This window comes from Dendronalium sp. ChiSLP03b (assembly GCF_034531165.2).
Taxonomy (GTDB): Bacteria; Cyanobacteriota; Cyanobacteriia; order Cyanobacteriales; family Nostocaceae; genus Dendronalium; species Dendronalium minutum.
The window spans coordinates 21370-31696 of record NZ_JAVRBR020000088.1 but is presented as its reverse complement, the minus strand read 5'-3'; the positions used below and the strand labels follow the sequence as shown (position 1 = coordinate 31696).

The window sequence follows — 10327 nt, the reverse complement described above, 5'->3', positions numbered from 1 at the left end:
TTTTAGAGAGTCGCCCGTCTCCAAATGCTTTCCCCTTAACTGCTTGCGCGTGTATTCTGATTGGATTTTCCACTGCCTTTTACTCCTCAAAACCCCTGCTCTTATTACTTTACTTCGACTTGTGTGTACACCGTAGCCCCTCGCAGGGGAGGGGTTGGGGGAGAGGTCAGAGAGGTAAGCACTAACAGCCGCCACATCAATTAAATTCTGTCCCAACACCGTCGCCAAGGTACTCACCGCCAACCCTACAGCATCCACACCCTGAAAAGCAGCATAATCCACAAAACACACTTTCTCAAACATCCCCGTGCGGGACAACCACCGCCCCGCCTCGGCTGCTAAGTAGGTTTTTCCCTGTCCACCAAAACCCGATATGGTAATGCGCCGCGTTCCTTGGACAAACCAGCGTTCAATATCCCATAATTCCCGACTGCGACCAAAGAAACCAGCTTCTTGGAGTTCGGGAAGATTGGTGGAAGATGCAGGGGATGAAGAGGATGAGGGAGATGAGGGGGATGAGGGGGTTAATAGGGCGGTGTCTCCGGCGGCTTGATACAAGGCTGGGAGAAACCAGTCTTGTAATTTGAAAGTAATTTGCTTGTCTCCCCGTCGCCTTTCGCCCCGTTCTTTGTTGAGGTACAAGTCCCGTCGCCCATTATCTAACGCCGCACCGATACCTTCAGCCCGCACTAAGCGTTGATAAAATTTGGCAAACAATTGATGGGCAGTGACTACCAATACCGAATAGGTCATCGCCAACACCGCCGGAATTCCTGCATGGGTTAATCTGGCGGCGACACAACCCATAGCATCTTCTCCCGCTACCATCGCTGACTGACAAGCAGACAGAACAATTAACCCGACTTTTTGACGGTGCAGCATTTCACCCAAGGTTTCGGCGGTAATCAGGGCCATCTTGCCTTCTGAAGTCTCGAACAACAGATAACCCATATTGCTGCCATTGCTATTTTCCCCTTTTGTCGCTCCCGCTGGGTCGCTAGATTTCGCTCGTTCGTGGAATCGCCCATCGGGGTCATAAACGCCATGCCCATCAAAGTGGACAATATCAATCGGTGGTAGGCGTGAGTCTTCTAAACGGGCGACTAAATTATCCAAAGTCGCCGATCGCAAAAATTCTACCTCAATTCTTCCTGCTGCTTCCTGGGCGATCGCATCTAACACCGCCTTAGCTTCACCACGGGGGTCAATAAACCCCGCATCACTGGGACGACTCACCACAAACAGCAACCGCAAACGGTCTTTTGGCTGAACTTTAAACGGTCTGCGTCCACCCCCCGCCCCCGCCAAGCGACGACGCACAGAAATTCGGGGATTTTCGTTAAATAAATAAATATCTGATGCTGGGTCGCGTAATAATTCCCAAGGTAGAGATAAAATTGCCGGATGACTGGCGCTAATGGTTAATAAACGTCCTGGTTCATCCGCATCTTGAAATTCATTAAATATCCTCTGGGTGGGACGTTGTTGAAAAATAGCCTCAAATAAGCTTTCGCCCCAGCGTTGGAAGTTGTCTTCAATCCGCTTTGCCCGTTCATCATCCACATCAGTAGTGTAATTTGTGGCATAGACTTCAAAATACCAGCGAATATCTTCCAAATCTTCGGCTGCTAAGGGGGATGTAAAATTTAGTCTGTCGGTTTCTAGGTCATCAAGTCTGACAATAACTTGATTAATCTCCGGGAAGCGCAAATTTAATTCCATATTTAGGGGAATTGCGGCTTGAGTGTAGGGATAATTCGATTGTAGATAAGCTACCGCCGCGTTAGCTGGATTTTCGGAGGGGTGGGGAAACGCAAAGACAGGGAGACGCAGAGACACGGGGACGCGGGGAAATAAGTAGCTGGACAAAAATATTTACTGTCATTGCGAACAAAGTAAAGCAATCCCAAACCCTTGCGATTGCTTCGTTTCACTTCGTTGCACTCGCAATGACATTGTGTAATTAATTCTGTCCGATTACTTAACAAAGGACAAAGGGGACAAGGAAGATGGGAGGATGAGGGGGAGCAGGGGGGCAGAGGAGAAAACTATACTCAGAACTCAGCACTCTTAACCACTTTGACATCCTATCTTCCACGCTTTGGAAAACTGCTGTAAGTTAAGATCGTCAAAAGTAAAACCTAAATATTACTGTTAAAAAATCACGCAAAAGAGCAGCTAGCGTGGAAAATATTGAGAGCGTTACCCAAAATTATGGATAATTTCCCTGCGATCGCTCAAGCAGATGCATCTCTACCTAACTACACTCCAGAAAATACGCTTACAGTGGATTCGACTGGGAAAAGGGTAGGGAGTGATTTTGATTCCCTGATGATGCGGCGGTGTTTGGAACTTGCCCGTCGCGCTTTGGGACGCACTTCACCAAATCCGTTAGTGGGTGCAGTGGTTGTCAAGAATGGGGAAATTGTCGGGGAAGGGTTTCATCCCCGTGCAGGTGAACCTCATGCAGAAGTTTTTGCCCTCAGAGCCGCAGGCGATCGCGCTCGTGGTGCTACAGTTTATGTCAGTTTAGAACCCTGCAATCATTACGGACGCACGCCCCCTTGTTCGGAAGGGTTGATAGCAGCTGGCGTGGCTAAGGTGGTTGTAGGTATGGTTGACCCTAATCCCCTAGTAGCTGGAGGCGGTATTGCTCGTTTACGTGCAGCTGGGGTAGAAGTAGTGGTAGGTGTGGAAACAGAGGCTTGCCAACAGCTCAATGAAGCTTTTGTGCATCGCATTCTTTACAAACGACCTTTGGGCATTTTGAAATATGCCATGACTTTAGATGGCAAAATTGCTACTACCTCTGGCCATAGTGCTTGGATAACAAACCAAAATGCCCGTGGTGAAGTTCATCAACTGCGGGCAGCTTGCGATGCGGTAATTGTAGGTGGCAATACAGTACGGCAGGACAATCCTTACCTAACTAGCCATCAGTTGGGGGCACATAATCCTTTGCGGGTGGTAATGAGTCGCCATCTGAATTTGCCTGAAAACGCTCGCTTGTGGCAAACAGCGGAGGCTCCCACTTTGGTATTGACAGAGGTAGGTGCTAACCCCGATTTCCAAAAATTCTTGCTCAAACAGGGGGTGGAGGTAGTGGAATTAACCTCACTCACTCCAGAGAGTGCAATGATCCACTTATATGAACGGGGTTTTTGTAGTGCGTTATGGGAGTGTGGTGGTACGCTAGCCGCTAGTGCGATCGCTCAGGGAGCAGTGCAAAAAATCCTTGCTTTTATCGCTCCGAAAATCATTGGTGGTAGTCATGCTCCTACACCTGTAGGTGATTTAGGTTTTAGCACCATGACCGAAGCACTATCCTTAGAACGTGTCCGTTGGCGTGTGGTAGGTTCCGATTGCTTAGTTGAAGGTTATTTACCCCAAAGAAACCAATAGTCTTTAGTCTATGACCAATAGGTATTACTGTTGTCTATGGACTAATCTGTTGATAGTTTGTTAATATCAACACTGACGCTCATAAGCGAGATCGCGGATCAGAGCTAGTCGAGATTGAATGTAGTCACAGAGAAAATCGGTTTCGTTGGAATCTAACAAAGCTTGCGTTGTGGTTTGTTTTACCAACCATTGCACCAAGCTAGCATCGTCCATATGCAAGAGGGTCTTGGTTTGGGAATTTTCAACCACAGACCAGAGCTGACGCAGAATTTTAGGAGTCATCAGACCTCAAGTTCATCATTAGTTAGCTTAGCTGTTTTCAGATTACATAATTCCAGCAGCAGCTTACGACTTGAATCACAAGCTGAGACAAGTATTATTAAAAACTTAATATGGTGATTTATAACTTTATGAAGATTAAGAATTGGGTGACTACATTAAAGAATTAACAGAAAGTTACTCACTATAAATTTTGTAGTCAGCTAGAGTGCATTTAAGTTGCATAAATACTCGTAGTGGTTGTTGACTAATGACTGTTGACTACTATTGAGAGGAAGTTGAATCAGCTAAAAATGTTACTCATTTTCCTTACTAAAATCTACTTTCTGCGCTGCAAAATGTCACACTACAGATTTTTAATGTTTAGAAATTTGGACTGGCGATAATTGCGTCAGATGATGATGAGATTGAGAATGGTAGGTTGCAAGTGCTTCCCAAGCGATCGCGTCCTCTAACAAAGCTTGATAGCCTAGTGTATTGGGGTGAAGACCATCTACGCTCAGACGTTGGAGTCGCCAAGTTTCACCGCGTTCCATCCATCGCTCGAAAATATCCAGATAGGGAATTCGCCGTTTTAAACAAGCATGTCGAGTAGCTTCTTTGTAGCGGTACTGATCGCTATGATTGTAGTAAAAACAGTCTAGAAATGGCATTTTGGATTCATCCACTGGCACCATGCCGACAAACAACACGGGACAAAGTTGCTGCGCCATATCTAGTAGAGATGCAATTTCTGATTCAAATACAGCAAAATCTGTGTAATTTCGTCCATCAGGACGAGCTAACCGCGCTGAATCATTCACTCCTACTGACAAAATAATCAAGTCGGGAACGCGATTTCGGAGTTCGCCGCGATGGCGGAATTCTACTTCTAGTCTTTGGGCTACTTGCTGTGTGCGATCGCCTCGTACTCCCAAGTTGTACAGTACATGACCGCCGCGATCGGGCAACATCCACCAGCGCCGTAGTTGTTCGACCCAGCCTCCTCTTTCTGGATCGCCAAATCCATAGACTAAGCTATCCCCCAGTGCGACAATCTTCAAAGGCTGACAGTGGTTTGGTGGTATAGACAGCTGCATTGGGGAAGAAAGCTCGATTGTTTGCATCTTAAAAAGAAATATATTTTATATCTTTACAAGATTCTATACATTTCTATACCATTAACGACTATCTTTGTGAATTCTGCAAGCAACAGCGATAGAAATTACTATATTCGGATTTTAAGTACTGAATACAGTACCAAAAAATTTGATACTTGGCTAGTGGAGGGTTAACATTTTCTTTATATTTCTTACCGCCCTGCTTTTCTCAAACTCGACTAAGGTGACTGATTGAGTGCCCACTTCAACCACTGCCCAAAGGAAATGAAAGCATTCAAACGCTGGACTCCAGGTGCGCGGGCAGCAGCGAGTCCATCAACGGCGACTAGTGCAGCGTACTGTAAGCCCAAAAAACTATCAACTGCTGCATGGGGGCCACCGAGAGTTGTTGCCCCGGCCGCATATATTTGACCCTTGGCACTACGCATTTCTACTAACTCAAAGTTATTTGCCACAACCAATCGCCCTAGCTGGTTTATGGGCAAGTTGTAATGTTTTACCAAATCCTCTAGTAAAGGACTTGCTTCCACTTTGGCATCTAGTCCAGTGGCATCAATAATAAAGTCGGCGGCTAGATTCATTTGCCCAAAACCTTTTTCTTGGATATGTGTAATGGTGCGGTTTTGGGCATCTCTTTCCACACTCACCACTTGCCCGAAGGTAATTTGATACCAGCCTTCACTGATTCCTTGTTCAGTAATGCGTTGCCAGTCACGGCGGTCAGCGGTGGTAGTGCCGCCCCAATCTGTTAGTAACCTCTTGCGTTCCTCAGGACTAGCTTGTTCTAAGATGACGCGCAGGTCACCGCCCCAACAAGCTTTCGGCCAGTTAAATGGTTGCAATTCGTAATGATTTTTGACTTGACGCTGGGCTTGTTGGAATTTGTTACCTTGGGGTTTGGGCGATCGCATCAAGTGCAAAACTGCAATATTCCGATTTTGCTTTCTAGCCTCATAAATGCGTTGAATAATCCGCGAAGCAACAATTCCCCGCCCTCGAATTAACACAGTACCACCCTGTCGCTCTAGTTGCTCGTATACGTGAGTATGTGTTTCATAAGCATTTACCACAGATTTAAAATCTTGGTATTTTTCCCGATAGGCTTGCAAATCTGGGAGAAACTGAATAGCTGGATATCCAGTAGCTAAATGTAAATAACGACTAACTAAAAAAGCATGATTTCCCGGGCCGCGAGAATAGGCTACGCAATATCTGCCATCATCTGTTTTACGAATTGCCCTAACTCGCCCATAACGATAAATTTGATTCCAGCCAATGCGTTTCACTTCCCGATCTATAGAATCAAAGACATTACCGGAACGAGGCGTATAAGTTTCGGCAAAGGTTGGTTCAGCAAATACCTGCCACAAGTACTTCCCTGCGGAATTGATCTGACCTTTAGTGAAGTCTCGCCAAGCTTCCCGCAAGGCATAACTAGGCCAGCCCCAAATATTATCAGGACAAGAATCAGAATTAGATCGCAGTCTTTCATGTAAGGGAATTTGCGAATTTTGACACAGCCGCCGATAACGCGCATACGGCTCCCCTTCTAATCCCAAAGCCACAATCTTGTCTGCACTGACACCACTAATTCGCAGCAAATCAACCCAGACAAAGCTACCTAATCCAGCTCCAATTGCGAGATAGTCAGATTCATCCACTGCTAGCCCTGTGGCATGAAGTGCTTGCACTGGGACTTTTTCCGTCTGAAATACTGCTGGTGGGAAATTGTTACTGGCTGTTACTACAGGTGGGGCTGGAGGTAAGCTAGGGTCTGGGATATCGGTATTTGGGTTAAACCGAATCATTGAAGGAGGGCTGGTGGCTTGGGTAGTTGCACTAGCACCAAACGTCACCGTCATCATGTAGGGACCAATTTGTAATGTATCCCCGTTAGCTAGAACACTGCGTATTTGTCGTTGACCGTTGACAAATATACCATTCACACTCCCTTGGTCAATCACCACTGGCTGGTTTTGTTCCCAGTCGATGAGGGCGTGATAACGAGAAACTTCGTTACTATTCAGCAGCATTCTGGAGACGCGCTGTCCTCCATGTTCAGCAGGTAAGCGAGCGAATTCTCTACCAAAGGCTATGGGCACACTTAACTTTGGTTCTCGCCGTTCTCCTGTTGCCGGATCGTCCCAACTTAATTGAATTTGTAAGTTAGTCATTGGTCAGTTGTCAGTTGTCAGTTGTCAGTTGTCAGTTGTCATTAGTTAGGAGTAATTCTTCTCCCCCAGCCTACCCTGCTCTCAATTACTGGGTGCTACCAACACGCTTACTGCGGCAGCCAAAGATGTGCCACACCAAGGACAGCCTATTTGCAGATTCTCTGCGGGGGAAATTCTATGACATTTGGGACACTCTAAGCCATAAACCCCTTGTGGTGCTGGTTGATGATGGTGGTGTCTCGGATTTATTTGTGGCTGCTGTGGAGGTGTAGGTAGATGGGGGTTTGTCACCGATGGGTGCGGTGGTGTCAAAATTGTTGCGGGAATGCTGTTGATGACAATGGCAGTAACTTGGAGTTGCATTTGACCCAAATAGATTACACTGCCTTCGCTTAAAGGTCTTTCGCCTTGGACAAGCTGCTGTCCATCCACAAGGGGAGGATTTTGCGATCGCAGATTTCTAATTAAAAAACGCTGCTGTTGGGTATGAAAAAAGATTTCAACGTGTAAACCTGATACAGTCGGGTTACTCACAACAATGTCGCACCGGAGTGGATCGCGACCGATGCGAACTGTGCCAGGATTTTTGCTTGGTTGTTGTTCGTAAATGTTCTGAGTTTTGTTTTGACCTGCATCGTTCCACTGTAAAGTTAGTGCGTTCATTGTTCTAACTTGGGTAACTCGTATTTAGCTACTTCAACTCCTTTCTGTGCGATTCCTAACACGATTGAGTAGAAGCAAGCAAGTATTTAGCACAAACTTCAACAAAATAATATCGAAAATCTTGGTATTATCTCGCAGATGCCAATTTATCAGCAACACGTGTGGTTTCTGGCAGTCTATATTTTGGCGTGCAGCGCAATACATAGTCAATTGCTGTAGTTAGACTGACTTTGTACCCGCTAGATACATACACGGGTTTGACTCCTGTACGTGTTCTTAAAACTGCTCCTATTGTTTCACCCCGATGTATAAGTGGTTGCCTGCTGCCTCTTGTTTCTGGCAGTTCCTCATGTTTGCCAATCAGTAATGATTTTGCTACACCAATTGTCGGTATATCAACGAGTATTCCTAGATGGCAAGCTATACCCAATCTGCGAGGGTGGGCGATTCCCTGACCATCACACAGGATAATATCTGGTATTGTTGTAATCTTTTCCAAAGCGTCGAGGACAGCCGGAATTTCCCGAAAGGAGAGGAAACCAGGAATGTAGGGAAAGGTTGTTGGACGATGCGCTAAGGTCGTTTCAATCACCTGCAAATCGGGAAAACTCAGCACTGCTACTGCTGCACGGCTAATGGTACCATCGGCTTCAAAACCCATATCTACTCCAGCAACGTACTGGACGGGTTCCTTGAATTTATCTTCTATAATTACCTGCGATCGCAATTGTTCTTGGATAGTTATGGCTTCTTCTACTGTTGATGGCCAAGTATGATGTTGATTAATCTTCATATTTTAAAGTTGTAATTAATATTGTAGTTTTGTTAGTTTACACAAAGAAGAAATATGACTAATATCAATTGTTTACTTACTCAGTGAACTGCTAAATTATTTAATAGTAACGATTTTATTAAATTATCAATAGTACTATCTAATAAATCTGAGATAGATAATACTTTTTCTGCTTCCAGAAAGAAACGTTTCATCGACTGGCTATAAATGGGATCGTAGTGAAACTGTAAAATATCTTGCACAAATAAATTCCATTTACCAGCATCAATTAATTTGTACCACTGGCTGAGTTTTTCTCCTCCACAGCGAGATTTAAGTTTGTTCAACTTATTTTTTAAAATATCGGGATGATTGACTAGATGCGGATATGATTTTAAGAGAAACTGGACTCTAGCAGCTATCGGTAGTTGAATTTCTATGCAGTTACCTTGTTTCATCTTTCTCCACAAAGACTGAGGTAAATAAACTTGTCCAATTTTTTGACTTTCTGATTCTACCCACACTGGCTGATTAAAATTAAACTTTTCCAATTGTTCTAGTAGCAGGGTTTCAAAATATTTTTGTGAGGGTTGAGGCGAAAGTTTTCCTTGCCATTCTTCACCTAGTAAAGAACCGCGATGGTTAGCCAAATTTTCTAAATTTAAAACTTGAGCGCCATACTGACGCATCTTATCTAAAATATAAGTTTTACCACTACCAGTCAGACCACACAACACTTGGTAGGTAAATTGTTCTGGTAAACTTTCTAATTGTTGCTGTACATAAGCACGATAAGTTTTATAACCACCTTCGAGTAACGTCACGCGCCAACCAATTTGCGTCAGCACCAAAGCCATGCTATTGGAACGCTGTCCACCCCGCCAGCAATAAATTAAAGGATAGTAGTCTTTATCTTTAGCTGCAAAGTGTTGACTCAGATGCTGGGAGATATTTTTTGATACTAAAGCAGCACCTAATTTCCGTGCAGTGAAGGGGGAAACTTGTTTATAAATAGTTCCTACCTCAGCGCGTTCAGCATCATTTAGGACTGGTAAATTAATCGCGCCGGGAATACGATCTTCGGCAAATTCACTAGGCGATCGCACATCAATTATTTCACTATAAGTTCCTGTCCAAGGCTGTTGAGTGTATGTAAGTAAAGCTGGCATGACGGTTAACTAAAGGTTTCAATTTTGACAATGTTGTCACTTGAATTCTGAAGTTCTCTGATGTGGTGAATTTCAATAAATCTCAGAAAATTTTGAAAATATGCCTAGAAAATTCTCAAAATGTTAGTTCCAGCTGTGAATGGGGAATCCTAGGATAAAAGACTATTTTCTCAGCTTTGCTTTGGTAATGGTTATGATACAGCCGCATATTTTAGAACTTGCTAAACAGGGAGATACAGAAGCGATCGCCTGTTTGATGAATCGCCACTTACAACCCAAGGGTATCACTGCTACAGTTATCCTGAAAAACACTTGCTTACAGGTAATGCTGGAATCTGTCCAAATACCAAATCAGCAAGCCTTAGTTACATTTGTTCACAAAGGAATAACTAGTTTAGATGCTGCATCTATCAAAAGAGTGAAAGTTTCTTGGCAGCAAACGGGTGAACAGTCTCCAGCTTGGTGTGAAGAATTTACTTTAGGTATAGCAGAAACTAAATTAGAAGTAGTAGATGATGAAGATGATTCAACTCCTCATCTCCTAACTGTTTCTATTACTTTAAGTGGTGATACAACATCTGGATTAACAACCCAAAATTTTGAAAGTATTGCTAATAAAATGACAAAGGATATTTTTGCATACTTTTCTGATACTTTTATTCAAAAAGTAAGTGTTAGTAATGGTAGCTCTGTTATTACAAAGGAACGCTAGTTTTTGAATATTTTGTGGATAAAGTTTGACTTATCCTAACTTTGTTTACAAGACTG

The 10327-nt window shown here is 44.0% G+C and carries 9 protein-coding genes; 2 read left to right on the top strand and 7 right to left on the bottom strand.

Annotated elements, in window-relative coordinates; translation table 11 throughout:
• A partial coding sequence (locus tag RMY31_RS20970; RefSeq protein ID WP_409878152.1) for a CHAT domain-containing protein occupies positions 1 to 1869 on the bottom strand: 1869 nt, incomplete at its 3' end.
• 345 nt (positions 1870 to 2214) lie between these two features.
• On the opposite strand from RMY31_RS20970, the gene ribD reads away from it, so the two are divergent.
• A complete protein-coding gene (gene ribD, locus RMY31_RS20965; protein ID WP_322662469.1) occupies positions 2215 to 3402 on the top strand; it encodes a bifunctional diaminohydroxyphosphoribosylaminopyrimidine deaminase/5-amino-6-(5-phosphoribosylamino)uracil reductase RibD in 1188 nt (395 codons plus the stop codon).
• Positions 3403 to 3468: 66 nt separating this feature from the next.
• On the opposite strand, the gene RMY31_RS20960 is transcribed toward ribD, so the two are convergent.
• The 6 genes from RMY31_RS20960 to mnmH all read right to left on the bottom strand — a co-directional run bounded on the left by RMY31_RS20960 (position 3469) and on the right by mnmH (position 9559).
• Positions 3469 to 3684, bottom strand: coding sequence for a hypothetical protein (locus RMY31_RS20960; RefSeq protein WP_322662471.1), 216 nt, complete (start codon positions 3682 to 3684; stop codon positions 3469 to 3471).
• Positions 3685 to 4037: 353 nt separating this feature from the next.
• Positions 4038 to 4760 (bottom strand): GDSL-type esterase/lipase family protein, encoded by a 723-nt coding sequence (locus RMY31_RS20955; protein ID WP_322662472.1) that lies wholly within the window; start codon positions 4758 to 4760, stop codon positions 4038 to 4040.
• A 239-nt stretch (positions 4761 to 4999) separates the two neighbouring features.
• Positions 5000 to 6955 carry an FHA domain-containing protein gene (locus RMY31_RS20950; protein WP_322662474.1) on the bottom strand — a complete coding sequence of 652 codons (1956 nt, stop codon included), beginning with the start codon at positions 6953 to 6955 and terminating at the stop codon, positions 5000 to 5002.
• 81 nt (positions 6956 to 7036) lie between these two features.
• Positions 7037 to 7618 carry an FHA domain-containing protein gene (locus RMY31_RS20945; protein ID WP_322662476.1) on the bottom strand — a complete coding sequence of 194 codons (582 nt, stop codon included), beginning with the start codon at positions 7616 to 7618 and terminating at the stop codon, positions 7037 to 7039.
• Between the two features lie 127 nt (positions 7619 to 7745).
• Positions 7746 to 8411 carry a deoxyribonuclease V gene (gene nfi / locus RMY31_RS20940; RefSeq protein ID WP_322662478.1) on the bottom strand — a complete coding sequence of 222 codons (666 nt, stop codon included), beginning with the start codon at positions 8409 to 8411 and terminating at the stop codon, positions 7746 to 7748.
• A gap of 80 nt (positions 8412 to 8491) precedes the next feature.
• The gene (gene mnmH, locus RMY31_RS20935; RefSeq protein WP_322662479.1) at positions 8492 to 9559 is read right to left on the bottom strand and encodes a tRNA 2-selenouridine(34) synthase MnmH; all 1068 of its coding nucleotides are present in this window, start codon (positions 9557 to 9559) and stop codon (positions 8492 to 8494) included.
• A gap of 193 nt (positions 9560 to 9752) precedes the next feature.
• Between mnmH and RMY31_RS20930 the strand changes: the two genes are divergently transcribed.
• Complete coding sequence (locus RMY31_RS20930) at positions 9753 to 10271, top strand: hypothetical protein (protein ID WP_322662482.1); 519 nt, start codon at positions 9753 to 9755, stop codon at positions 10269 to 10271.
• The last annotated feature ends 56 nt before the right edge of the window (positions 10272 to 10327 follow it).